General features: G+C 71.4%; 18 protein-coding genes, 1 tRNA gene and 1 pseudogene. 12 read left to right on the forward strand and 8 right to left on the reverse strand.

Going from position 1 to position 24054, the window contains the following annotated elements; all coding sequences use genetic code 11:
* Positions 1-46: 46 nt before the first annotated feature.
* From FDO69_RS08055 to FDO69_RS08075, 4 genes are all read right to left on the reverse strand, one after another.
* The gene (locus tag FDO69_RS08055; RefSeq protein ID WP_167526542.1) at positions 47-817 is read right to left on the reverse strand and encodes a glycosyltransferase family 2 protein; all 771 of its coding nucleotides are present in this window, start codon (positions 815-817) and stop codon (positions 47-49) included.
* Between the two features lie 1015 nt (positions 818-1832).
* Positions 1833-3062, reverse strand: coding sequence for a SpoIIE family protein phosphatase (locus FDO69_RS08065; protein ID WP_104779052.1), 1230 nt, complete (start codon positions 3060-3062; stop codon positions 1833-1835).
* Positions 3063-3481: 419 nt separating this feature from the next.
* Positions 3482-3568 (reverse strand) — tRNA-Ser (locus FDO69_RS08070).
* A gap of 63 nt (positions 3569-3631) precedes the next feature.
* Entirely contained in the window at positions 3632-5050 is a 1419-nt protein-coding gene (locus tag FDO69_RS08075) for a S1C family serine protease (RefSeq protein WP_104779053.1), read from the reverse strand.
* A 286-nt stretch (positions 5051-5336) separates the two neighbouring features.
* Here FDO69_RS08075 and FDO69_RS08085 point away from each other — a divergent pair, with 286 nt between their 5' ends.
* From FDO69_RS08085 to FDO69_RS08095, 3 genes are all read left to right on the forward strand, one after another.
* Positions 5337-6164, forward strand: a complete 828-nt coding sequence (locus tag FDO69_RS08085; protein WP_104779054.1) for a glycerophosphodiester phosphodiesterase — start codon at positions 5337-5339, stop codon at positions 6162-6164.
* Positions 6165-6332: 168 nt separating this feature from the next.
* On the forward strand, positions 6333-6971 hold the full coding sequence (locus FDO69_RS08090) for an ATP-binding protein (protein WP_104779055.1): 639 nt from the start codon (positions 6333-6335) through the stop codon (positions 6969-6971).
* Positions 6972-7093: 122 nt separating this feature from the next.
* The gene (locus tag FDO69_RS08095; protein ID WP_104779056.1) at positions 7094-8083 is read left to right on the forward strand and encodes a DUF5926 family protein; all 990 of its coding nucleotides are present in this window, start codon (positions 7094-7096) and stop codon (positions 8081-8083) included.
* A 251-nt stretch (positions 8084-8334) separates the two neighbouring features.
* Here FDO69_RS08095 and FDO69_RS08100 read toward each other — a convergent pair whose 3' ends face one another.
* Both FDO69_RS08100 and FDO69_RS08105 read right to left on the reverse strand, forming a co-directional pair.
* Positions 8335-9006, reverse strand: a complete 672-nt coding sequence (locus FDO69_RS08100) for a hypothetical protein (RefSeq protein ID WP_104779057.1) — start codon at positions 9004-9006, stop codon at positions 8335-8337.
* A gap of 55 nt (positions 9007-9061) precedes the next feature.
* Positions 9062-9727 (reverse strand): bifunctional DNA primase/polymerase, encoded by a 666-nt coding sequence (locus FDO69_RS08105; RefSeq protein ID WP_104779058.1) that lies wholly within the window; start codon positions 9725-9727, stop codon positions 9062-9064.
* A gap of 503 nt (positions 9728-10230) precedes the next feature.
* Here FDO69_RS08105 and FDO69_RS08110 point away from each other — a divergent pair.
* Positions 10231-11745, forward strand: a complete 1515-nt coding sequence (locus tag FDO69_RS08110; protein ID WP_104779059.1) for a PP2C family protein-serine/threonine phosphatase — start codon at positions 10231-10233, stop codon at positions 11743-11745.
* A gap of 82 nt (positions 11746-11827) precedes the next feature.
* Positions 11828-13285: an aminopeptidase P family protein gene (locus FDO69_RS08115; protein ID WP_104779278.1), complete on the forward strand. Its 1458-nt coding sequence runs from the start codon at positions 11828-11830 to the stop codon at positions 13283-13285.
* A 73-nt stretch (positions 13286-13358) separates the two neighbouring features.
* Here FDO69_RS08115 and FDO69_RS41825 read toward each other — a convergent pair.
* Positions 13359-13674, reverse strand: a pseudogene (locus FDO69_RS41825) (triphosphoribosyl-dephospho-CoA synthase); the annotation flags it as partial.
* Positions 13675-13943: 269 nt separating this feature from the next.
* Between FDO69_RS41825 and FDO69_RS08125 the strand changes: the two are divergent.
* On the forward strand, positions 13944-16937 hold the full coding sequence (locus FDO69_RS08125) for a glycine--tRNA ligase (protein WP_104779060.1): 2994 nt from the start codon (positions 13944-13946) through the stop codon (positions 16935-16937).
* 72 nt (positions 16938-17009) lie between these two features.
* Here FDO69_RS08125 and FDO69_RS08130 read toward each other — a convergent pair whose 3' ends face one another.
* A complete protein-coding gene (locus FDO69_RS08130; protein WP_104779061.1) occupies positions 17010-17474 on the reverse strand; it encodes an ATP-binding protein in 465 nt (154 codons plus the stop codon).
* A gap of 244 nt (positions 17475-17718) precedes the next feature.
* On the opposite strand from FDO69_RS08130, the gene FDO69_RS08135 reads away from it, so the two are divergent.
* The 6 genes from FDO69_RS08135 to efeB all read left to right on the forward strand — a co-directional run bounded on the left by FDO69_RS08135 (position 17719) and on the right by efeB (position 24026).
* Positions 17719-18540 (forward strand): hypothetical protein, encoded by an 822-nt coding sequence (locus FDO69_RS08135; protein ID WP_104779062.1) that lies wholly within the window; start codon positions 17719-17721, stop codon positions 18538-18540.
* Between the two features lie 118 nt (positions 18541-18658).
* Positions 18659-19402, forward strand: a complete 744-nt coding sequence (locus FDO69_RS08140; protein WP_104779063.1) for a YcnI family copper-binding membrane protein — start codon at positions 18659-18661, stop codon at positions 19400-19402.
* A gap of 94 nt (positions 19403-19496) precedes the next feature.
* Positions 19497-20150, forward strand: coding sequence for an SCO family protein (locus FDO69_RS08145; RefSeq protein WP_104779064.1), 654 nt, complete (start codon positions 19497-19499; stop codon positions 20148-20150).
* Entirely contained in the window at positions 20147-20620 is a 474-nt protein-coding gene (locus FDO69_RS08150) for a copper chaperone PCu(A)C (protein WP_104779065.1), read from the forward strand. The genes FDO69_RS08145 and FDO69_RS08150 overlap by 4 nt, the downstream gene beginning before the upstream one ends.
* A 13-nt stretch (positions 20621-20633) precedes the next feature.
* The gene (locus FDO69_RS08155) at positions 20634-22721 is read left to right on the forward strand and encodes a copper resistance CopC/CopD family protein (protein WP_104779066.1); all 2088 of its coding nucleotides are present in this window, start codon (positions 20634-20636) and stop codon (positions 22719-22721) included.
* A 6-nt stretch (positions 22722-22727) separates the two neighbouring features.
* Entirely contained in the window at positions 22728-24026 is a 1299-nt protein-coding gene (gene efeB, locus FDO69_RS08160) for an iron uptake transporter deferrochelatase/peroxidase subunit (protein WP_104779067.1), read from the forward strand.
* Positions 24027-24054 lie beyond the last annotated feature (28 nt).

Raw genomic sequence — 24054 nt, forward strand, 5'->3', positions numbered from 1 at the left:
CCACCACGACCCGGCGCCGACGACCCACGCGCAGACCGGGCCGCTCTCATGGCGCGGTCGGCGCGCCCCACCGGAGCCGGGACAACGCCCTGGCCCTGGCCTCGACGACAGCCATCCGCACCTCGCGTTCGGCCCGGTCGGTATGGGCAGCCTGCCCGGTCACCTGCCCGTCCCACTTCCGGTACAGCAGGCCCACCTCCCGCGAGAACCATCCCCGGCTCACCGCGTTCAGCGCCAGCAACAGCCCCGTGTCCTCCGAGGCGGGCAGCGCCATCCAGCCGCCCAGGGCGAGCAGCAACTCCCGGCGCACGCACAGCGAGGCGGGATGCACCTGCGCGAGGAAGCCGTTGGCCTTCCAGTGCGCGAGCACGGCCCCGCGCTCGATCGGCCCCTGGTCGGGATCGCCCGGAAAGCCGACGGTCGACCCGTCGGGCATGAGGTCGAGCACCCGCGAGGTGGCCCACCCGAGGTCCGGGTCCCCCTCCAGCACGGCGAGATCCCGCGCGAGCGCACCCGGCGTCAGCCGGTCGTCGGCGTCGAGGACCTTCACGTACGCACCGTCCCGGTGTGCCAGCGCCATGGTCCTGGCGACGCCGGGCCCCCCGGCCCGCCCCTGCCGGAACGTCACCCGGGCGTCCACGGGCACATACGGTCTGACGCTCTCGCTCTCCCCGTCCTCCTGCACGACCCAGTGCCACTCCCAGCCCTCGGGAAGCCGCTGCGCGCACAACGACGCGTAGGCCTCCGGCAGGAACCGGGCGTGGGGGCCGTGCACTGCGGTGACCACGACGATGCGCCGACTCACGGCGGCGTTCACCCACCCTTCTCCGACCGGCACACCCTGGTGATCGTAATGCTCACGGCGGCCCCGGCTCGTCGCCCGGTTCGAGAACGAGGTGATGGCCACCGGCCAGATCGACACCGGTCCGCTCGCGGAGCACCTTGACCGCGGCCAGCGCCCTCGCCTCGTCCTGGGGCGTCCTGCCCGCCGGGGGTGGTCAGCGCTGCGGTGCGGCCCTTGGTGTTCGTCATGGCACTCCTGCGTCGTGGGATCCCGACACCGAGGACGAGGAAGAGCCGGGCGCCGTTGCCCCTCACGCAAAGGGGGTGCCCCTCGCGGGAAGGCACCCCCTTCCGGCCGGGATGACCCGCCCGCGACCGGTTCGACAATGCGTGGCGCCGGGTTCAGGCGACCTGCGTGGGGCCGACCTGCGCCGCACCTACGGCCTGAAGGCAGAGGGTCTCGTTGTCACCGACCTCGACTCACGGACGAAGCTGCCCCCGGCCCTGGCCAAGGATCCTGCTGTCCGGGCCCGAATAGCGGAAGTCGAACGGCTTCTCGGACCCACAGAGCCAAGTCGAAAAGCCGCAAAGGAACCGCGACCCTGAACCGAGCAGACGCGGCCAGCCCGGGATAGCCCCACAGCCCAGCAACCCGCTGCTCATGGGGCACGTTGGCGCAATCGTGACCCCCGTACTCGTCACCAGCAAGCGAGGCCCCCCGGCTGCGGTGCTGCGCGCGGCCCTGTACTGATGGGCGTTCCGGGCTGTTCGTGGGCCGACGGGGCCTGGATGCGCGTCACCTCATAGAGGAGCCGCCCGCCGACATTCGCGCCGCCTTGGAATGGATGGCCACCCACTCCATCAGGGTCAAAGACTGATCCATGCCGAGCCGGTGAACGGGATCACCGACTCGCAGCACCACGTCTTCCGTATCGACGGCGCCACCTACGCTGGTCCGCCCACGAGAAGAAAGAGTCCGACCCGCATCGAGCAGATCCCGCTCTCATAGGTGGGAGACAACACCGAAGCTGTCGATGAGCCGCGCAGAGTTACAGACGGATGACGACGAGGGCGATGTCGTCAGGGCCGCCACCAGCGACACCGAGGCGGGCCAACAGCGCGTCGGCCAGTTGGTCAGGCGAGACGGAGCTGTCCTTGGCCAGGGCTGTGGTCAGGCGCGCCAGGCTGGCGTAGATGTCCTCGTCACGACGCTCGATGAGGCCATCGGTGTACAACACGAGGGTGTCCCCCAGGTTGTAGGCGAGGCCGGCCTGGGGGCGAGGCACATGGTGTGGCCGGGCGCCGAGTGGTGGATCGGTCGCCTGGTCCAGCAGTTCCCAGGTCCCGTCGGGGTGGAGCAGAACGGGCGGCGGGTGTCCGGCGCTGCTGTAGATGATCAGCCTGCTGCGGGTGTCGATGAGTACCTTGACGGCGGTTGCGGCCGTTGCGCCGTCCAGGGAACGGGCGTAAAGACCGAGGACCTCCAGGGCTTGGGCAGGGCTGGGAATGGCGCGGATGGCTGCGCTGAGGGCACTGCGGAGCATGCCCATGACGGCGGCGGCATGCAGGCCGTGGCCGACGACGTCTCCGACGGCAGCGGCGTAGCGGTCAGGGGGCAGGTCGACGACGTCGTACCAGTCGCCGCACACGTTCAGTGATGTGGTCGCCGGTAGGTAGCGCACGGCGATGTTGCTGTGCTGGTCCAGGTCGGGGGCGGAGAGCATGGCTTCCTGCAGCGTGACGGCGACCTGTCGTTCATGGGCGTGGGCCTGGCGCAGTTCCTGGTTCAGCCGGTGTAGCGCTCGGGCCCGTCCGTAAAGCTCGGCTGCCATGCCCAGCTCCTGCTCGGTGAACTCCTCGGTGGGTCGGCGGGGTCGGCCCGAGCGGGCAAAGGTGGTGACGTCCTCGGTCCATTGGACGATCCACTTCACCCTGCCGTCAGGCCCGGCAATCGGAGTGTGGATCGCGGACCACCATCGCTCCTCGAAGCCGCCCGGCCGGGGAATGTCGTACCGCTGCAGCACCATGGTGTCCGGCTTTCCGGTGTCCAGGACGAGGCGCATTGACGCCTTCAGATTGCCCTGCGCCTCGTCGGGGGAACCGGTGGGGTTTTCCGGCAGGGCATCGAAGAAGTGCTTCCCGACCAACTCGTCCCTGGTCCGTCCGGTGCTCTGCAGGCATGCCGGGTTGACGTAGCGAATCACCAGGTCCGTGTCCAATACCAAGTACGGGCTTGGTGTGGCGTCGAAGAACGCGGCGAAGTCGATGTCCACTGTCATGACGCGCTCTCCAGGGGCCGCGCGCGACTGCTGGCACTCCCAATCTACGAGCGATCCATCGTGCGGGCTCGCCGGTGGCAGACCTGGGACGCCTGCGCAGGGTCAGGTGATCAAGCTGCCAGCGTGAGATACGCCCTCTGGAGGGCTGGTGGGGCGGGCTGGCAGCGCGTAAGACGCCTGGTCGCGAGGGCGATCGCTGCCCAGGTGACGTGCGCCTTCGAGGTGCCGTGGACCATCACACGACCCGTTGTAAGAGCGGCGGCTGACCTGCTGCTTCTCTCGTGCTCTTGGTCCACGCCCGGTCCACACGCAGTGATCCACAACGTGACAGAGCCGGGTCAAGGTGAGACAGGACCCACTCAGAAGGGGTGCCCCTCAGCGAGAGACACCCCTTCTGACCTGCACATCTATGACCTGCGCGGAGGCGGTGGGATTTGAACCCACGGTGACATCGCTGCCACGACGGTTTTCAAGACCGTTCCCTTCGGCCGCTCGGGCACGCCTCCCCGCGCCGGCCGTGATCGGCGGCGCGGGGACAAGGGTAACGGGTCGGTGCGGGCGGGTGGGGGTCAGTTGTCGCCGACGCGGGAGCCGAGCGTGACGTCGACCGTGTGCTGCTTGCCACCGCGCTCGTAGGTGATCGTGACCTTGTCGCCGGGCTGGTGGGTCCAGATCTCGCCGATCAGGGTCGGGCCGGAGTCGATCACATGGTCGTCGAGCTTGGTGATGACGTCGCCCGGCTTGAGGCCCGCCTTGGCCGCCGGGCCGCCCGGCTCGACCGGTGCCGCACCGCCGGCGCCCTGGTCGGTGATCTGCGCACCGTCGGAGCCGTCGTCCAGGGACACGGACGCGCCGATCTTCGCGTACACCGGCTTGCCGTTCTTGATCAGCTCCTGGGCGACGTACTTGGCCTGGTTGATCGGGATGGCGAAGCCCAGGCCGATCGAGCCCGACTGCCCCGTGCCGAAGCCGCCGTTGCCGGTGGACTGGATCGCGGAGTTGATGCCGATGACATTGCCCTGCGCGTCCAGGAGCGGACCGCCGGAGTTGCCCGGGTTGATCGAGGCGTCGGTCTGCAGGGCGCTCATGTACGACGCCTGGCTGCCGCTGCCGTCGCTGGAGGCCACCGGGCGGTTCTTGGCGCTGATGATGCCCGTCGTCACGGTGTCGGACAGGCCGAACGGGGCGCCGATCGCGATGGTCGCGTCCCCGACGGCGATCTTGTCCGAGTCGCCGAGGGTGAGCGGCTTCAGGTCGGAGGGGGCGTTCTTGAGCTTGATGACCGCCACGTCGTAGCCCTGCGCGTGACCGACCACCTCGGCGTCGTACTTCTTGCCGCTCGGGAAGGTCGCCGTGAGCTTGCCACCGTCCACCGCGTCCGCCACCACGTGGTTGTTGGTGACGATGTGGCCCTGCTTGTCGAAGACGAAGCCCGTGCCGGTGCCGCCCTCGCCGCTGGTGCTCTCGGCCTCGATCGTGACCGTGCTCGGCAGCGCCTTGGCGGCGACACCCGCGGTCGTGCCCGGGTCGCGCTTGACGTCGCCGCCGTTCGAGGAGGCCGAGACCGTCGTCGAACCGGTGCTCTCGTCGTTGTCCTTCGCCAGCACGTATCCGAGCCCGCCGCCCATGCCGCCCGCGACCAGCGCGGCCACCAGGACCGCGGCCACCAGACCGCCGCGCCTGCGACCGGACGGAGGCGCCGGCTGCTGGTACGACGCGCCCCAGCCGCCCGAGCCGGACCCGGAACCGCCGTCGCCGTACGGGGCGGTCGGCGGCGGGGGCGGGGGCCAGGACGGGTCGGGGGCCGAAGAGGAGGCGCCGGGATGGCCGGCGCCGCCCTGCCCCTGGGGGACCTGCCCCTGGGCGTCCTGTCCGTACGGCCCCTGATGGGCCTGTCCCTGGGGCGCCGGAGCAGCGGGAGCGTCCACCGGCACGGGGGGTGCGGACGGGGCGGGGGGTACCGCGGTGCCCTCGTTCTCGGTGCTCACAGCTTCTCTCCTAGATCCACGGCCGTTTCCGGGTCGCATGCGTTCACGCTTTTCACGCCGGCCGACGGGTCCGGCGCGATACAGCTGAGCTTGTCCCTTTGTATGCCGTCAGCTTTTCCCACAGGCCGTCAGGGCACCATAAGCGGTGCCTGTGCGTCCGAGGCCATTCTTTATATAGGTCATTAAAGGCGAAAAGGATGCAATTCCAATGCCTCCGTCCGGACCTGCGTCTCCGTCGAGCCCGTCCGACCGGACGCGTACCCGCACTCGGTGGCACCATGACGCGGTGACCCACGCACGACAGCACGTGATTCAAGTCGTCGCCCACCGCGGAGCCTCCGAGGACGCCCCGGAACACACCCTGGCCGCGTACACCAAGGCGATCGAGGACGGCGCGGACGCCCTCGAATGCGATGTGCGCCTGACCGCCGACGGCCACCTGGTGTGTGTACACGACCGCCGGATCAACCGTACGTCCAACGGCCGCGGCGCGGTCTCCGCGCTGGAACTGGCCGACCTCGCCGCCCTGGACTTCGGCTCCTGGAAGAGGGGCGAGTCCTGGAAGGGACGCGACGAGGAACCCGACTGGGAGCACCGCCCGGAGGACCGCGAGGCGACATCCGTACTCACCCTGGAGCGGCTGCTGGAACTCGTCGCCGACGCCGGGCGCCGCGTGGAACTGGCCATCGAGACCAAGCACCCCACACGCTGGGCCGGGCAGGTCGAGGACCGGCTGCTGGACCTGCTGAAGCGGTTCGGTCTCGACACCCCGGCCTCCGCGGCGGAGTCACAGGTGCGGGTCATGAGCTTCTCGGCCCGCTCGCTGCACCGCGTGCGCGCCGCCTCGCCGACGCTTCCGACGGTCTACCTGACGCAGTTCCTCTCACCCCGGCTGCGCGACGGGCGGCTGCCCCCGGGCGTGCGGATCGCGGGCCCCTCCCTTCGCATCGTGCGCAACCACCCCACGTACATCGAGCGGCTGAAGCAGGCCGGCCACCAGGTGCACGTGTGGACCGTGAACGAGCCCGGGGACGTGGACCACTGCGTCGAGCTGGGCGTCGACGCCATCATCACCAACCGCCCGCGCGCGGTGCTGGACCAGCTCGGCCGCTGACGCCCCACCCCGGCGCGACCAACCTCTCAAGTCCCACCAGACCCACGCGCACCTCTTGACCCCGCGCGGTGCCGGGCGGGATCCTCCCTTCTCGGCCACACCGATGATTTCCAGCCAGCGGTTACAGGGAGTGCTCCGGCGCGTTCGATCCGTATTCGGTCGTGGTGAGTGCGTCACCGGACGTGGATTGGCCGGTTTCCGGTACAGGCCAATGGGGCATCCACACCGTGGCGTGGGGCGAAGGAGGTCTCGGGGGTGGCGTTGGTGGTGGCACAGGAGGTGCCCACGTCGTCGAGCATGGCCGTTCCCCATGGCCCTGCGGGCGTGGGGAAAGCGAGACACCGGATGCGTACGCAGTTGCGCGGAGGTGGGGTCGCGGAATCGGTCATCGACGACGCCGTACTGATCCTTTCCGAGCTCTTGAGCAACGCCTGCAAGCACGGCAGACCTCTGGGCGATGCCCTGTCCGGCGATGGTGACGTCCGTGCCGCGTGGCGCGTGGAGCCGGCCGGCCGGCTCGTCGTGGAGGTCACGGACGGCGGCGGCCCGACCCGCCCCGCCCCCGCGACCCCGTCGGTCACGGCGCACGGCGGCCGCGGGCTGAACATCATCACCGCCCTCGCCGACGACTGGGGCGTGCGGGACGACATCCGCGGCGAGGTCACCGTGTGGGTCATCGTCCACGACGACGTGCACGATCCGGACGCCGGCCACCGCCGCGACGACTTCGCGACGCGCGTCGCCGCCCCCGCGGTCTCCCAGATACCCGGGTTGGACTTCGCGGACGCCTTCGAGGACATGGACTGAGACCGAGGGACCGGGCGTGTACGCCGCGCGGGTCGGGTGTTGTCCACAGGACCCCATGACCCGGGGCACGAACGGCTAGGCTCGCGATCGTACGAGACGAGCCGTAACCGGGAGACCCATCGATGGCCAAGAAGCGACCCCAGACGAAGGCCAAGCGCCCGCAGACCACGGGCGGGGCCCGCACCGCTGGTGCCGAGGGAGACGTTCCGGTCGTCGGCGCTCGTGAGCCCTGCCCCTGCGGCAGCGGCCGCCGCTACAAGGCCTGTCACGGCCGGGCCGCCTCGCACGCCGCGACCGAGCTGGTGCACCGCCCCTTCGAGGGCCTGCCCGGCGAGTGCGACTGGGTGGCCCTGCGCGAGCTGGTCCCGGCGGCCACGGTCGAGCTGCCCCTCAAGGACGGCCTGCCCGAGGGCGTCCCGGCGGTCACCCTGGCCACGGTCCTCCCCATGGCCTGGCCGGCTCTGCGCCGCGACGACGGCTCGGTCCTGCTCGGCCTGCAGAACGACACCTCGTCCGGCGACATCAGCCGCGACCTCGCCGACACCCTGCAGCGCGCACTGGAGGCCGAGCCCGGCACGCCCGTCCAGGGCCGCCGTGCCCCGGCCGACAGTCCGCGGCTGCAGGATCTGCTCGACCCCGAGGGCGCCTTCGAGCCAGAAGTGCACAGCGGCTTCGAGTTCTGGGTGCCGGACCCGGAGAACGCCACGCCTGACGTGACCGCCTCCCTGGAGCGGGCCAACGCCGCGGCCATCCCGACCGTCAAGCTCCAGGGCGTGGACGCCGCCTACTGGTGCGAGACGCCGGAGAAGAACCATCTGCGGTGGGTCATGCCGCACGCCGAGGAGCAGCTTCTGGACGCCCTCGCCCGGCTGCACGCCGCGGGCCGTTCCAGCCTCGGCGAGGGCACCCGCCTGGTGGGTTCCTTCCGCGCCCACGGGCTCACGGTGCCGGTGTGGGACCTGCCCAGCGGGGTCACCGCCGAGGACGTGGAGAAGCCCGCGGCGGAGTTCGCCGAGCGCCTCGCCGCCGCACTGGCGACGGACGCGCCGCTCACCGCGGACGAGCGCCGCGCCCGCGGCGGCCTCACCAACCGGCAGGTCACGCTCAGCTGACCCCGCCCGGGCGTCCGGTCGGCCGGTCCACCGGCCGACCCGCTTCCGGCACCCCGTCAGGCCCCAACTCCCGTCGGAGACAAGCCAGTCGGTGACTGGAAAGGCGAGTTCGAATTTGCGAACCGCCAATCTCTTGTTACCGTTCCTGTAGCCCGGTTGCTGGTGCATCCCCCGTCGCCAGCAACCGGGTCTTTGCGTCTCCGCCTCCGTTCACGGAACGCAGCGGCCCCTCAACTACCGGGATTCGCAGGCTAGTTGCTTCCCGAGCGCAGCAGCAGCGGTCCCTGACCGCCCCGCTCGGCGAACTCCGCGACGGCCGTGTACGCCGCCGGATTCCCGCGTGCGGGCTCCCGGGGCGTCTCGCACGTCCCGGGCTCGTCCTCCGCCTCCAGGGCACACGTCATCCGCACCGTGCGGTCGCCCGGACCCATCAGGCTCAGTGCGGCGTCCAGCGCCTCGCCCGTCGTATTGCGGTAGTAGGTACGCGCCCAGGTCTCCACACCCTGCGTCACCACACAGGTCTGCGCCTCGACGCCCTCGGGTGAGGAGAGTTCGGGACCGCAGCGCACGGCGGTCGACAGGCCCTGGCCGAGCGCTTCACGACCGGACGCGTCGGCGGACGACGCCCCGGGTGCTTTGCCGTCGGCACCTGAGGATGGCCGTACGGCAGCGGAACCCGACGAGCGGGAGTGGGCACCGGAACCGGACGTACGGGAGCCGGAACCGGACGAGGCGGCGCCGGAATCGGACGTGCGGGCGCCCGCGCCCACCGAAACCGCAGCCCTTGTCCCCGCCGACATCACCGGTCCCGCGGACGCCACCGCCAGCGGCAGTGCGATCGCGCATGTCGCCACGACGCCCGCGAGGGCGAGCAGCCTGATCTTTCGAGGTTCCCGGGAGCGGCCCCGGGCGTGACGCCGCATGGTTCCGGAACTTAACGCGCCGGGGCGGGCCCAGGGCTCAACGCGCCCGACAGCCCTAGAACTCGGGCGCGCTCACACCCGTACGAGTGAGGGCTTCGACCACGGCGTCCACCACGGCCTCGACATCGGGCACCCACGGCGAGGCCGAGCCGGGCAGCGGCGCGCGCTCCCAGCGGATCTCGCCCTGGCCCGTCTCGGAGGGCGGCAGCGCCAGGTAGCCGCCCTCGCCGTGGAAGCGGAGCGAGCCGGGCACGAAGTCCTTGGCGTAGAGCAGCTCACCGAGCTGCTCCATGGAGTACGGCTTGACGAGGATCGCCCAGCGGGCGGGGGAAGCGACGACCGGGCCGAGCCGCATGCCCGTCTGGTCGAGCGCCTTGAGGGCGCGGGCCGCCGGCAGGGCCGGCAGCGAGACCGCGCAGGGCGCGTGACCGCCGGTGGCCAGCACGATCGGCGCCGTCGGCCGGTTGCCCCACCACCAGCGCACCATGCGTCCGTCGGTGGTGGCCGCGAGGAGGCCGGGGTCGAAGGGGTGCGCGCCGGGCACCGTGCAGTCGGGGTCGGGGCAGCTGCAGCGGGAGTGCCCCTGCGGGTCCGCCGCCACGCCCGGGAGTACGGGCCACTGCCACTGCGTCGCGTAGGTCAGGGCCGCGTCGATCAGCTCAGGCTTCCCGTCGCTGCGCTGAGACAAGAGCCTGCGTCGCCTTCCGAGGATCTCGCGCATGAGCGCTCGTTCCTTTCCGTTGCACGCCTGGCAACACCGTGGTCCACATCACATCATGTGTCGATCACTTCACTGTGCGTACCTGTTGGCGCATCACACCCCTGCTTGAAGCAAGGGGAACCCCTATGGGTCGAGCTTGGGCTGCCTCCGCGGCTGTCCCGCCCATACTGCGTCTGTCGAAAGCACGGGCGTGGCGTAGGGGTGGCGAAGTATGGCGTTTGCCGTCGCGCGTATTTCTCTCCGCCTCCGCCACGGGAGGATGGGGCACGGTCGTCGGTGGATAGGACGCCCGGTTCCGTCACCAGGTTCCGGGTGGTTCCCAACCACCCCTGGCCTTCACCGAGTACGTACCCATCACGACCGTTGTGACGCTCCGTCGAGCAAGCCCAGTCGACCGCAATAAGCCGTCCCCTGAGGCAGTTTTAAGCCAACTTTGCATTTCCGCAAGGGGAAGGAGAGTTGTTCCCTCGCACCTCACGGACACCAGGAATTCCGGCAGGACAATGCTGGACATCTCCTCACGAGTGCGTGTACATGTGGAGACACTGCTAGCGACGCAGAATGACATGGGGGTTTGCGATGCTTTTGAGCAGTACGTACCGGTTGGAAGGCCGGACGCCATGAACGCTCCGCACCCTCCGAAAGTGGCCGGAATCGATTCAACGGTTCCGGCACCCGCACACACTGTCGCGCCCGTGACGGCGGGCTCGTCCCCGGCCGTACCCGCGAACCCCCCGGCCCCCGCCGGAGCCGTGCTCCAGGACCGCCTCGCCGGCTGGGTCTCCGACCTCACCACCCTGCACGAGCTCACCGAACGCCTGGCCCGCACCACCACGCTCGACGAGGCGCTCCAGGAAGTGCTGCGGGCCGGCGCCGCCCTGGTGGGTGCCCGGCGCGGCCTCGTCGTCATGGAACCCGGCGACGGACTCGGCCCCGACACCACCATCGGCCTGGGCCTCGCCCGCGCCGACCTCGGCCACATCGAGACCGTGCCGCGCAGCGCCCTGTCCTACGGCCGGATCCTCGACGGGCTGCCGGGCGGCGAGGGCGGCATCGCCGATCCCGACCTCTTCGCCCAGGAGGGGCTCGACCCCCGCCACCGCGAGGTCGCGGCCCGCCTCGGCTACGCCGCCAGCTACGCCCTCCCCCTGACCGCCGACACCGCCGTCCGCCTCGGCGCCGCCGTCTGGCTCTACGACGAGCCCGCCGAGCCGGGCGAGCGACAGCGCCATCTCGCCGGCCTCTACGTGCGGTACGCAGCCGAGCACCTGGCCCGCCTCCTCGAACTGGAACGCACCCGCACCTCCATGGCCACGATGTCGGACGAACTGCTGCCCGCGCGGCTGCCCCGGGTCGGCGGCGTCCAGCTCGCGGCCCGGCACCGCACGGGACCGCTCGGCGGAGGCGACTGGTACGACGCGCTGCCGCTGCCCGACGCCGCCCTCGGTCTCGCCGTCGGATCCGTCACCGGCTCGGGGCCCAGCGCGGTCGCCGCGATGGGGCGGCTGCGGGCGTCGCTGCGCGCGTACGCCGTGATGGAGGGGGAGGACCCGGTCGCCGTCCTGTCCGACCTGGAGCTGCTGCTGCGGCTGACCGAACCGGCCCGGTCGGCCACCGCACTGTTCGGCTACTGCGAACCGGCCGCGCGCAAGATCACGCTGGCCGGTGCCGGGCACAGCCCGCCGCTGCTGATCGGGCAGCGTCGCACCGAGTTCGTCGAGACCTCCGTCTCCGCCCCGCTGGGCATGCTCGCCTGTTGGGAGGCGCCCAGCGTGGAGATCCTCGCCGAGCCCGGAGAGACGGTTCTGCTCTACACCGACGGGCTGCTGCACCGCACCGGCGAGGGCACCGACCGCGCCTTCGCCCGGCTGCACGCGGCGGCGGCCTCGGTGCCGCGTGCCCTGCGCGGTGATCCCGGCGCGATCGCCGACCACGTGCTGCGGAGCGTGCTGCCGGACGGCCTGGACGCGGCCGACGGTGCGGAGGACGTCGTCCTGCTGGCGGTCCGGTTCGAGTAACGCTCCTCGTCATCGCCCTGGGCCCCCTTCCCCGCCGCCGTACAGTGGACGGTGGTCCAGTGCCGTATCGAGGAGGATGACCGTGGCCGAGGAGCTCACACCGGCGACCCCGGACGAGAGCGAAGAGCCGATCAAGCAGCGGAAGAACGGACTGTACCCGGGCGTGTCCGACGAGCTGGCCGAGAACATGAAGAGCGGCTGGGCCGACACCGAGCTGCGCGACCTCGAGCCCATCCCCCAGGCCGCCGAGACCGCCGCCCGCCGGGCCGCGCTGTCCGCGCGCTTCCCTGGTGAGCGTCTGGTGATCCCCGCGGGCAACCTGAAAACCCGCTCGAACGACACCGAGTACGCCTTCCGCGCCTCCGTCGAGTACGCCTACCTCACCGGCAACCAGACGGAGGACGGCGTCCTGGTCCTGGAGCCCGAGGGCGAGGGCCACGAGGCGACGATCTACCTGCTGCGGCGTTCCGACCGGGAGAACGGCGAGTTCTGGCTGGACGGCCAGGGCGAGCTGTGGGTCGGCCGCCGGCACTCCCTCACCGAGGCTGGGACGCTGTACGGCATCCCCGCTTCCGACGTGCGCGAGCTGGCCGGCGCCCTGCGCGAGGCCACCGGCCCGGTGCGGGTCGTGCGCGGGTACGACGCCGGCATCGAGGCCGCCCTGACCGACAAGGTCACCGCCGAGCGCGACGAGGAGCTGCGGGTCTTCCTCTCCGAGGCGCGCCTGGTCAAGGACGAGTTCGAGATCGGCGAGCTGCAGAAGGCGGTCGACTCGACCGTGCGCGGCTTCGAGGACGTGGTGAAGGTCCTCGACAAGGCCGAGGCGACCTCCGAGCGGTACATCGAGGGCACGTTCTTCCTCCGTGCCCGCGTCGAGGGCAACGACGTCGGCTACGGCACGATCGCCGCAGCCGGGCCGCACGCCTGCACGCTGCACTGGGTGCGCAACGACGGAGCCGTGCGCTCGGGCGAGCTGCTGCTGCTGGACGCGGGTGTGGAGACGCACACGTACTACACGGCCGATGTCACGCGCACGCTGCCGATCAACGGTCGCTTCAGCGAGACCCAGCGCAAGATCTACGACGCCGTGTACGAGGCCCAGGAAGCGGGGATCGCGGCGGTGAAGCCGGGCGCGAAGTACCGCGACTTCCACGACGCCGCCCAGCGGGTGCTGGCCGAGCGGCTCGTCGAGTGGGGGCTCGTCGAGGGGCCCGTGGAGCGGGTGCTGGAGCTGGGGCTGCAGCGGCGCTGGACGCTGCACGGCACCGGGCACATGCTCGGCATGGACGTGCACGACTGCGCGGCCGCGCGGGTCGAGGCGTACGTGGACGGTGTCCTGGAGCCGGGGATGTGCCTGACCGTGGAGCCGGGGCTGTACTTCCAGGCCGACGATCTGACCGTGCCGGAGGAGTACCGGGGCATCGGGGTGCGGATCGAGGACGACATCCTCGTGACGGAGGACGGGAACCGGAATTTGAGTGCGGCGCTGCCTCGCCGGTCGGATGAGGTCGAGGCCTGGATGGCGTCCGTCAGCAGCTGAGTGTCGTCTGCGGGTGCGTGGGGGCTGGCCGCACAGTTCCCCGCGCCCCTGAGGGCGTCCAGGAACAGTGCCCCAGCAGGCCGAGCGTCCACCGGGCGCCCCGGTGGACGCCGCCCGCCGCCACCGTGGGTTCCGTGGAGCGGCCGATCGCGCCCGGGTCCGTGCGGAGGCGGGCGCTGGGCTCGCTCGTGCGGCGGGCCGGGGCGGTCATCGCCGTGAGGCCGGGGAGCAGGGCTCGGGCAGGCCAGCGCAGGGCGCTGTGGTCCCGGGCTGTGCGCTCCCGCGGATCGGGAAGACCCGGCTTGGGCCAGCTGACCGACCAGTGCGTCGACGGCGGCCTGCGCGAGTGCCTCGTCCTCACAGCCGTTGTCGTACTGCGTTCCCGTCATGGGCCGGGAATGTAGAGGCGCCACACCCATGAGACGGGTGGCGGCCACCTGTGAGCGCCTTGGGTACCGCGCCTCAATGGGGCGCGGGGAACTGCGCGACCAGCCACGCACAACCCGCGCCCGCCCACGGCGAACCCGTGGCACCCACCCCAGCGGCCCTTCCCAGGCCGCGTCCGACCGGTCGGTCAAGAAACAGCAGGTCAGCGCCAGTTGACGTGTGAGATCATGGCCGACCTTGCCGGTCCGACTCGGGGAACAGGCGCATCATCATGAAGAACGTATCGACGGCGCTGACCATGCAGGACGCCATCCTCACCCTGCAGAAGTACTGGAGCGACAACGGCTGCATGATCACGCAGCCGCTGAACACCGAGGTCGGAGCCGGTACAGCCAACCCGGCCACGGCACTGCGGGTGCTCGGTCCCGAGCCGTGGAGCGTCGCCTACGTGGAGCCGAGCGTGCGGCCGGACGACTCGCGTTACGGCGAGAACCCCAACCGCCTCCAGACCCACACCCAGTTCCAGGTGATCCTCAAGCCCGATCCGGGCAACCCGCAGGAGCTGTATCTGGGCAGCCTGCGCGCCCTGGGTGTCGATCTGAACGCGCACGACGTGCGGTTCGTCGAGGACAACTGGGCCTCGCCGGCGCTCGGCGCCTGGGGGCTGGGCTGGGAAGTCTGGCTGGACGGCATGGAGATCACCCAGTTCACCTACTTCCAGCAGGTCGGCGGTGTCGCCCTGGACCCGGTGTCGGTGGAGATCACGTACGGGCTCGAACGCATCCTGATGAACCTTCAGGGCGTGTCCCACTTCAAGGACATCGCCTACGCGCCGGGCATCACCTACGGCGAGGTGTTCGGGCAGAACGAGTACGAGATGAGCCGCTACTACCTCGACGACGCCGACATCGACACCAACCACCGGCTGTTCGAGTCGTACGCGGCCGAGGCCCGGCGCCTGCTGGACCTGGAGCTGCCCGTCCCGGCGTACACCTACGTGCTGAAGTGCAGCCACACCTTCAACGTGCTCGACGCGCGCGGGGCGATCAGCACCACCGAGCGGGCCAAGGCGTTCTCGCTGATGCGCGGACTGACGCATGAGACGGCCAAGCTGTGGGAGCGGCGGCGGGCCGCGCTGGAGCATCCGCTCGGGCTGGCGGCGGCTCCGGCCCCTGCCGAGCGCGCCATGCTGCCCAAGGTGCCCGGCGTCGAGACGCTGTTGTTCGAGATCGGCGTGGAGGAGCTGCCGTACGCCGACGTCCCCGCCACCACCGAAGCGGTGCGCGAGTCGGTCACCGCCAAGCTCGCCGCGACCCGCCTGGGGCACGGCGCGATCAACGTGATGGCCACACCGCGCCGGATCGTGATCACGGTCGACGGTGTGCAGCCACGCGAGCGCGACACGATGCGGACCGTGCGCGGGCCCAAGGTCGCCGCCGCCTACAAGGACGGTGCCCCCACCCCCGCGCTGCTGGGCTTCGCCCGCAGCCAGGGCGCCGAACCGGCCGACGTGCGGGTCGTCGAGGCGAACGGGGTCGAGTACGTGGCGGTGACCCGTCACGAAGAGGGCCGTCCGGCCGTCGAGGTGCTCAGCGAGCTGCTGGCCGAGGTCGTCTCCGGGCTGCGGGCCGGGCGCAACATGCGCTGGAGCGACCCGGGGCTGTCGTTCTCGCGTCCGGTGCGTTGGCTGCTCGCGCTGCTGGGGCGCACTCCGCTGCCCGTGGTGGTCTCCTCCCTGTCGTCCGGCGACACCACGCGGGTGCAGCGGCAGGCGCCCTATCCGGAGGTCCGGGTGACCTCCGCCGAGGGCTACCCGCACTTCCTGCACATGCACGGCATCCTGCTCGACCGGGAGGCCCGGCGCGGCGCGGTGGTGCGTGGCGCCCTGGAGGCGGCGGCCGAGGTGGGCGGGCGCATCGACGTGGAGGACCAGGCCGGGCTGATCGACGAGATCACCGACATCCTGGAGTTCCCGTACGCCGTGCGGGGCTCGTTCGACGAGCGCTACCTCGAACTGCCCGCGAGTGTCCTGACGACCGTGATGCGCAAGCACCAGCGCTATCTGCCGGTGCTGGACGGCGACCGGCTCATGCCGCACTTCGTGACGTTCGCCAACGCCCTGTGCGACGACGACGTGGTGCGGGCGGGCAACGAGGCGGTGCTGCGGGCCCGTTACGAGGACGCCGCGTTCTTCTGGCGGGCGGACCTGAAGGTGGCGCCGGAGGAGTTCCGGCGCCGGCTGGACAAGCTGACCTTCGAGGACCGGCTGGGGACGGTCGCCGACCGCGCCGTCCGGCTCGCCTCCCTCGCCCAGGACCTGGCCGGACGGGCCGGTCTTCCTGAGGAGTCGGTGGAGGTCGTGCGGCGGGCCGGCGCGCTGGCCAAATTCGACCTGGCCTCGCAGATGGTCATCGAGTTCTCCGGTCTGGCCGGGGTCATGGCCGAGGAGTACGCCAGCCGGGCCGGGGAGTCCGCCGAGGTCGCCCGCGCGCTGGCCGAGATGGAGCTGCCCCGCTCCGCCGGTGGCGCCCTGCCGGCCGGGGACGCGGGGGCTGTGCTGTCCCTCGCCGACCGGTTCGACCTGGTGACGGGCATGTTCCTGATCGGCGCCGCGCCGACGGGGAGCTCCGACCCCTATGGGGTGCGCCGGGCCGCGATCGGGCTGCTCAACGTGTTGCGGAGTGTGCCCGCCGTGGCCGGGGTGCGGGTGAGCGAGGGTCTGCGCGCGGCGGCCGTACGGTACGCCGCGCAGGGCGTCGAGGTGCCCGCCGAGCGGGTCGCCGAAGCCGCCGAGCTCATCACCCGGCGCTACGAGCAGCAGCTCACGGACGCCGGGCACGAGCACCGGCTCGTCCAGGCCGTACTGGTGTGGGCCGACCGGCCCGCCCATGGCGACCGCACGCTCGCCACGCTGGAGCGGCATGTCGGCAGCGAGGCGTTCGAGGCGCTCGCCGCCGCTTTCCAGCGGGTGGTGCGCATCCTGCCCGAGGGCGGTGTCGAGGAGGCCGACGGGTCCCTGCTGACCGCGCCCGCCGAACTTGCTCTCGCCGAGAGCGCACAGGCCGTGCGTCAGGCGCTGCAGGGGCGGGAGGACGATCTCGGCGCGCTGATCGAAGTCTCCGCCCCGCTGGTCGAGGCGATCGGCACCTTCTTCGACGAGGTGCTGGTCATGGACCCCGACCCGGCGGTCCGGGCGGCGCGCCTGGCGCTGCTGACGGACGTGGCGGGCCTGGCGCGTACGACGCTGGACTGGGGAGCGCTGTAGGGCTGCCGATCACAAGAGGTGTTTCACGTGAAACGCGACTGTTTCACGTGAAACGCCGCCCCGCCGGGGAGGTCAGACCGCCATCAGCGGGGCGTCGGAACGCCACTTCAGGACCTTGTCGAAGCTCACCACGGCGCCACCCCGGCCGGGCTTGTTGCCGATGTGAACGTGGTCGGCGAGCTCCTCGATGAGACACAGCCCCCTGCCGTTCTCCGCGTCGGAGTGCGCGGGGCGGATCGGCGGGCGGGACAGGCCGGCGGAGGCCGCGGGGAAGCCCGGGCCCGCGTCGGCGACCTCGATCCGGCACTTCTCGCCGTCGAGGTACGCGGTGACCCGGTACGCCTCCGAGCCGGGGCCGCGCCCTGTGTCCCCGCCGTGCTCCACGGCGTTCGCGCACGCCTCGCTGAGGGCGACGGAGAGGTCGTAGGAGATGTCGGGGTCGACGCCCGCGGTCTCCATCGTGCCGATCAGGAGGCGGCGGGCGAGCGGCACGCTCGCAGCTTCGCGCCGCAGATGGAGTGACCACCAGATGCTCATGCTCCAGCCTCCTGGCTGCGGCTCGACATACCGTTACGTATTGCCCCGAGTCCCCCTGTGTAAGCGTGAAGTTGACGTGACGCCGCCCATACGGCGGATGCGCGCTGGTCCTGATCGGTGTATGTGGGGGAAGGTATCGGCACATCCAGGGGCGCCCGGGGCCAGAGCATGACGTTCCGGTCGTACGGCATCTTGTGGACCTGCCGCACGAGGCCTGCAAGGCCAGTGCGATGATGAGCCCGCCATGACTGCCCCCCACGCGCGCGCGACGCGCTCCGGACACACGGTCCGGATCCTGCGGGCCGCGGTGTTCGCCGCGGTCTGCGTCGTGCTGGCCGGGGCAGGTCACGCGCTCGCCTCCTGCGGCGCCATCCCACTGTGGACGCTGGGTGCCGGATTCCTCGGAGTGGCCGCGGTGGCGGCTCCGCTCGCAGGGCGGGTGCGCTCGCTGGCGGGGATCACGGCGCTGCTCGCGATCGGCCAGACGGTGCTGCACACGCTGTTCGGCCTCGGCCAGCACGGTACGGCCGCCGTCACGTCCTCGGCGCCGACGGGCGGGACTGACGCCGCGCTGGTCCAGCAGGCCGCGCGGTTCGTGTGCGGCACGACGGCGGCGGCGATCAGCCCGGCGCAGGCCCACAGGATCCTCACCGACGCCCGGATCCAGCCGCCCGCGGGTGCGCACACGCATCTGGCCGCGGACGCCATGTCCGGGTCGTCGGCGTCGCTGTGGCCGTCCCTGCCGATGCTGCTCGGCCACCTCCTCGCGGCGCTCGCCGCCGGCTGGTTGCTGCGTCACGGAGACCTGGCTCTGCTACGGCTCACCGAGCTGTCGGCACAGGGAGTCGCCGAGGGCGCGCTCATCCGCGCCCTGCGGGCCGCTCTCGCCCTGGTCCGCGCCCTGCGCGCCGGGCTCCCGGAAGCCCCGGACCTCGGCCCGCGCCCGGCGCACACCACTCGGCCCGCGCCCCCGATGCCTCGCACGGAGGCGCTCCAGCACACGGTGATCCGGCGCGGCCCGCCGACCGCCGCGGCTTGCGCAACCGCACTCGCCCTCGCCGCCTGACGCGACGCGACCACCACCACTCCGCTCCCGCGGAGGAGGGGCCGCCGTCGTGCGGCAGGCGCGTGTGCGCATCCCTCCTTCCTCATCCAGACCGAACTCACTGCGGAGTGCCCCTTCCATGAAGGCTTCCCGTATCGTCGCGGCCGGTGCCGCCGCCGGTATCACCGTTCTCGCCCTGTCCGCCCCCGCCTTCGCGCACGTCACCGTGCAGCCCGAGGGCACGGCCGCCAAGGGCGGCTACGCGGTCATCGACTTCAAGGTCCCCAACGAGCGCGACGACGCCTCGACCACCAAGCTCGAGGTCAACTTCCCGGCCGACCACCCGCTGGCCTCCGTCATGCCGGAGCCCATGCCGGGCTGGAAGATCGACGTCACCAAGTCCAAGCTGGACAAGCCGCTGGAGATGCACGGCGAGAAGATCACCGAGGCCGTCACCAAGGTCACCTGGACCGCCGAGGGCAAGGGGATCGAGGCCGGCTACTTCGAGAAGTTCCCGCTCTCCGTCGGCCAGCTGCCCGAGGACACCGACCAGCTGGCCTTCAAGGCCCTCCAGACGTACTCCAACAAGGAGGTCGTCCGCTGGATCGAGGTGCCGCAGAAGGGCAAGGAGGAGCCCGACAACCCGGCCCCGGTGCTGGAGCTGTCCGCGGCCTCCGAGGACGGGCACCACGGCTCGTCCGCCGATGAGGACTCCGACGCCAAGTCGGCCGAGAAGACCTCCGCCGACACCGCCGCCTCCGACTCCACCTCCTCCGCCGGCACCGACACCACCGCTCGCGTCCTGGGCATCGTCGGCATCGTGGTCGGCGCGGCGGGCGTCGCCTACGGCGTGCTCGCCGGGCGCCGGCGGTCCGACGCCTGAGGCTGCTTCCGTTGACGGCGCGCACCGGACCCCCGCCCCCGGGCGGGGGCGCCCCCGGTGCGCGCCGGGCCACCGACATCTGGGACATTTTTCTATGCGCACCAAAACCTTCGCCGCGGCCGCGCTGCTCGCCGCCGCCTCCCTGACCCTGACCGCCTGCGGCAGCGGCGGCGAGAGCGACAAGCCCGTCTCCGTGGTGTCCGAGGAGGCCGGCTCCGACAAGGCCGCCACCGTCCTCGACAAGCCCTTCGAGAAGCCGGACCTGGTCCTCACCGACACGCAGGGCAAGAAGTACGACCTCCGCAAGGAGACCGCGGGCAAGCCCACGCTGATCTACTTCGGCTACACCCACTGCCCCGACGTCTGCCCGCTGACGATGAACAACATCGCCGTCGCCAAGAAGCAGCTGCCCAAGGCCGAGCAGGACGAACTCCGCGTCGTCTTCGTCACGACGGATCCAAAGCGCGACACCTCCGCCGAGCTCGGCAAGTGGCTCAAGGGCATCGACAGCCAGTTCATCGGCCTGACCGGCGACTTCGCGACCATCCAGGCCGGCGCTCGCACCCTCGGCATCTCCATCGAGCCGACGCGCAAGGACAAGAACGGCAAGCTCATCTCCGAGCACGGCACCCAGGTCATCGCGTTCTCCCCGAAGACCGACGGCGGCTATGTGCTCTACGGCGAGGACGCCACCGTCGACGACTACACCAAGGACCTCCCCAAGATCGTCAAGGGGCAGAACCCGTGAGGCGGCGACTCGTCCCGACGGCCCTCGTCATAGCCGGCACCCTGGCTCTGGCGGGCTGCGGCGGCTCTGACTCCGGCGGCGGAAACGACTCGGGGAAGCCGGACCTCTCCGCCGGCTCCGCCTACATGCCGCAACCCGTGTCCGACGACATGGCGGCCGGCTTCCTCACCGTCACCAACAAGGGCGGCGCCGCCGACGAGCTCACCTCGGTCACCAGCGACATCGCCGGGCAGGTCACCGTGCACGAGACCGTCGACGGGGCGATGCAGGAGGTCAAGAGCCTCAAGATCCCCGCGGACGGCCGGCTGGAGCTGAGGAGCGGCGGCGACCACCTGATGTTCGAACAGCTGAAGAGCAAGCCCAAGGAAGGCCAGACGGTCTCCGTCGAGCTGCACTTCGCCCACTCCGACCCGGTGAAGGTCGAGATGCCGGTGAAGCCGCCGACCTACACCCCGACGACCGGACACTGAGGGAGGGACCTCCGTGACACAGACCATCGCCCCCCGCGTCCGGACACTGGTGCTGCTGCTCCTGGCCGCGGCCTGCGCACTCCTCGCCGGAGCCGGCCCGGCCTCCGCGCACGCCGCGGTGACCGGCAGCGACCCCGGGCAGGGGGCGGTGGTCGACAAGGCCCCGGCCCGGATCTCGCTCACCTTCTCCGAGCAGGTCGCGCTGTCCGACGACTCGCTGCGCGTGCTCGACCCCGAGGGCAAGCGCGTCGACACCGCCAAACCGGCCAACGTCAGCGGCACCACGTATGCCGTGCCGCTCCACTCGGGGCTGCCCGACGGCACGTACACGGTGGCCTACCAGGTCGTCTCGGCGGACAGCCATCCCGTCGCCGGCGCCTACACCTTCTCCATCGGCGCCCCCTCCAAGACCTCCGTGTCGGTCTCCGGGCAGTCGACGGACGACGGGGTCGTGGGCTGGCTGTACGGCTTCGGGCGGTACGTGTCCTACGCCGGGTTCATCGTGATGGCCGGTGGCGCCGCCTTCCTGCTCGCCTGCTGGCAGCGCGGTTCCGGGGTGCGGCCGGTCCAGCGGTACGTCGTCTCCGGGTGGGTCGCGCTCACCGCGGCGACGCTGGCGCTGCTGCTGCTGCGCGGCTCCTTCACGGGCTCCGGGAAGGTCGCCGACGTCTTCGACCTGTCCCTGCTCGGGCAGGTGCTGCAGACCAAGACCGGCGCGGCCCTGGTGTCCCGGCTGCTGCTGCTCGCCGCGGCGGCCCTGTTCATCGCGGTGCTGTTCGGCGCGTACGACAAGCGGGAGGACGCCGGGGAGAAGAGGGACCTGACCTTCGGGCTCGCGATCGGCGGCGTCGTCGTGGCGGCCGGGCTCGCGGCGAGCTGGGCGATGTCCGAGCACGCCTCCGTCGGTCTCCAGGCGGGCATCGCCATGCCGGTCGACGTGCTCCATCTGCTGGCCGTCGCCGCCTGGCTCGGCGGGCTCGGTGCGCTGCTGGTCGCCCTGTACCGCGCTCCCGCAGAGGCGCCCGTCGACGCACCGGCCGTACGCCGCTTCTCCCAGGTCGCCTTCGGCAGCGTCCTCGCCCTGATCGCGACCGGGACGTACCAGTCCTGGCGCCAGCTCGGCTCCTGGTCGGCCTTCACCGACACCCGCTACGGCCGGCTCCTCCTCGCCAAGATCGCCCTCGTGGTCGTCCTGGTCGGCGTCGCGTGGATCTCGCGCCGGTGGACGGGGCGGCTGGCGGAGGCGGCATCGGTGGAGGTGCCGGAGGTACGGGAGCCGGATGTACGGGAGCCGGAGGTACGGGAGCCGGAGGTACGGGAGAAGGAGCGGGTCGGCGCGCGGGCGGACGGCGCGGATGGCGCCGGGGACGTGGAGGCCGCGGCCGCCGGCAACGGGGACGCCTCCGGCAAGGGCAGCGGGGACGCCCCGGGCGAGGGCGAGGGCGAGGGCGGCGAAGAAGCCGCCCCCGGCCGCAACACCGACGAGCAGCCCGGCCCCGACGAAGCCGCCGACACCGAACGCGCCGCGCAGCTCGCCCGGCAGCAGGCCGCCCGGGACGCCGCACAGCGGAAGCGGATCCGGGACGCGGACCCGAACCGCTTCGGACTGCGCCGCTCCGTCCTGGCCGAAGCCGGCATCGCCGTCGTGCTGCTCGCCGTCACCACCGTGCTGACGCAGACCGAGCCGGGACGCACCGAGCAGGAGGCCAAGGCGGCCACTTCGTCCTCCGCGTCCGCCTCCGCCGACACGGGCGCGTCCGGGGCGCTGACCCTGAACATGCCGTTCGACACCGGCGGCGAGGACGGCAAGGGCATCGTCACGATCGACCTCGACCCCGCGCGGGTGGGCGACAACGAGATGCACGTCTACGTGGAGCGTCCCAACGGCCGAGCCTTCGACATCCCCGAGGTCAAGGTCGAGTTCACCCTGAAAGCCAAGGACATCGGGCCCCTGCCCGTCGTCCCCGACCACCTCGCGACCGGACACTGGTCGGCGAACGGAGTGCAGATCCCCATGGCCGGCGACTGGCAGGTCGACGTGACCGTGCGGACCTCCGACATCGACGAGGTCACCGTCTCCAAGAACGCGCAGATCGGCTGAACGACCATGCCTGACCAGCCCCTTCCGAAGGCCCGCACCCCCGAGGCCGGCCCGGGGAAGAGCGAAACGGCCCCCGCCCACGAGGGCATCTCACGGCGGCGGCTGCTCGGTACCGCCGGTGCCACCGGACTCGTCCTCGGCACGGCGGGCGCCGCCGGGGGTTACGCCGCCGCCCCCTCCGAAGCGGCCGCTCCGCTCACCTCCCTCGGCACGGACCGGGCGATGTTTCACGGGAAACATCAGCCCGGCATCACCGACGGCCTCCAGGCACGCGGCCACCTCGTCGCCTTCGACCTCGCGGCGGGCGCCGGGCGCAAGGAGGCAGCCGCCCTGCTCCGCCGCTGGTCGGAGACGGCCCGGCGGCTGATGGCGGGTGAGCCGAGCACGCACGCGGACACGGACGTCGCCCGCGACGCCGGGCCCTCGTCGCTGACGCTCACCTTCGGCTTCGGCCACAGCTTCTTCGCCCGGACCGGCCTGGAGAAGCAACGTCCGGCCGCCCTGGACCCGTTGCCCGAGTTCTCCTCCGACCACCTCGACAAGAACCGCAGCAACGGCGACCTGTGGGTGCAGATCGGCGCCAACGACGCCCTGGTCGCCTTCCACGCCCTGCGTGCGATCCAGAAGGACGCGGGCCGGGCCGCGAAGGTGCGCTGGCAGATGAACGGCTTCAACCGCTCACCGGGCGCCACCTCCCACCCCATGACGGCCCGCAACCTGATGGGCCAGATCGACGGCACCCGCAACCCCAAGCCGACCGAGTCCGACTTCGACCAGCGCATCTTCGTGCCGGAGAAGCCGGAGAAGGGCGATGCGGCCTGGATGGCGAACGGCTCCTACGCCGTCGTACGCCGGATCCGCATGCTCCTCGACGACTGGGAGCAGCTTTCCGTCAAGGCGCAGGAGGACGTGATCGGGCGCCGCAAGTCCGACGGGGCGGCCCTGTCCGGGGGCACCGAGACGACGGCGATGGACCTGGAGAAGACGGACGCCAAGGGCAACCTGGTCGTCCCGATCAACGCCCACGCCCGCATCACCCGGCCCGACCAGAACGGCGGCGCGGCGATGCTCCGCCGGCCCTTCTCCTTCCACGACGGCATCGACGCCGACGGGGTGCCCGACGCGGGTCTGCTCTTCATCTGCTGGCAGGCCGATCCCCTGCGCGGCTTCGTGCCGGTGCAGCGCAAGCTCGACCGGGGCGACGCCCTGTCGCAGTTCATCCGGCACGAGTCGAGCGGACTGTTCGCTGTGCCGGGCGGGGCCGCCGAGGGTGAGTACGTGGGGCAGAAGTTGCTGGAGGGGTGAGAGTTCACCCCTGCGTGTGCGTGTGGGG

It is taken from the genome of Streptomyces tibetensis (genome assembly GCF_007655005.1).
Classification (GTDB): domain Bacteria; phylum Actinomycetota; class Actinomycetes; order Streptomycetales; family Streptomycetaceae; genus Streptomyces; species Streptomyces tibetensis.

What these genes read in the sequence shown, in the direction of transcription:
- FDO69_RS08065 (WP_104779052.1), bottom strand. Translation starts at nt 3,062, where the DNA reads ATGACAGTGGACATCGACTTCGCCGCGTTCTTCGACGCCACACCAAGC.
- FDO69_RS08095 (WP_104779056.1), top strand. Translation starts at nt 7,094, where the DNA reads ATGGCCAAGAAGCGACCCCAGACGAAGGCCAAGCGCCCGCAGACCACG.
- FDO69_RS08100 (WP_104779057.1), bottom strand. Translation starts at nt 9,006, where the DNA reads ATGCGGCGTCACGCCCGGGGCCGCTCCCGGGAACCTCGAAAGATCAGG.
- FDO69_RS08105 (WP_104779058.1), bottom strand. Translation starts at nt 9,727, where the DNA reads ATGCGCGAGATCCTCGGAAGGCGACGCAGGCTCTTGTCTCAGCGCAGC.
- FDO69_RS08110 (WP_104779059.1), top strand. Translation starts at nt 10,231, where the DNA reads ATGCTGGACATCTCCTCACGAGTGCGTGTACATGTGGAGACACTGCTA.
- FDO69_RS08125 (WP_104779060.1), top strand. Translation starts at nt 13,944, where the DNA reads ATGAAGAACGTATCGACGGCGCTGACCATGCAGGACGCCATCCTCACC.
- FDO69_RS08130 (WP_104779061.1), bottom strand. Translation starts at nt 17,474, where the DNA reads ATGAGCATCTGGTGGTCACTCCATCTGCGGCGCGAAGCTGCGAGCGTG.
- FDO69_RS08135 (WP_104779062.1), top strand. Translation starts at nt 17,719, where the DNA reads ATGACTGCCCCCCACGCGCGCGCGACGCGCTCCGGACACACGGTCCGG.
- FDO69_RS08140 (WP_104779063.1), top strand. Translation starts at nt 18,659, where the DNA reads ATGAAGGCTTCCCGTATCGTCGCGGCCGGTGCCGCCGCCGGTATCACC.
- FDO69_RS08145 (WP_104779064.1), top strand. Translation starts at nt 19,497, where the DNA reads ATGCGCACCAAAACCTTCGCCGCGGCCGCGCTGCTCGCCGCCGCCTCC.
- efeB (WP_104779067.1), top strand. Translation starts at nt 22,728, where the DNA reads ATGCCTGACCAGCCCCTTCCGAAGGCCCGCACCCCCGAGGCCGGCCCG.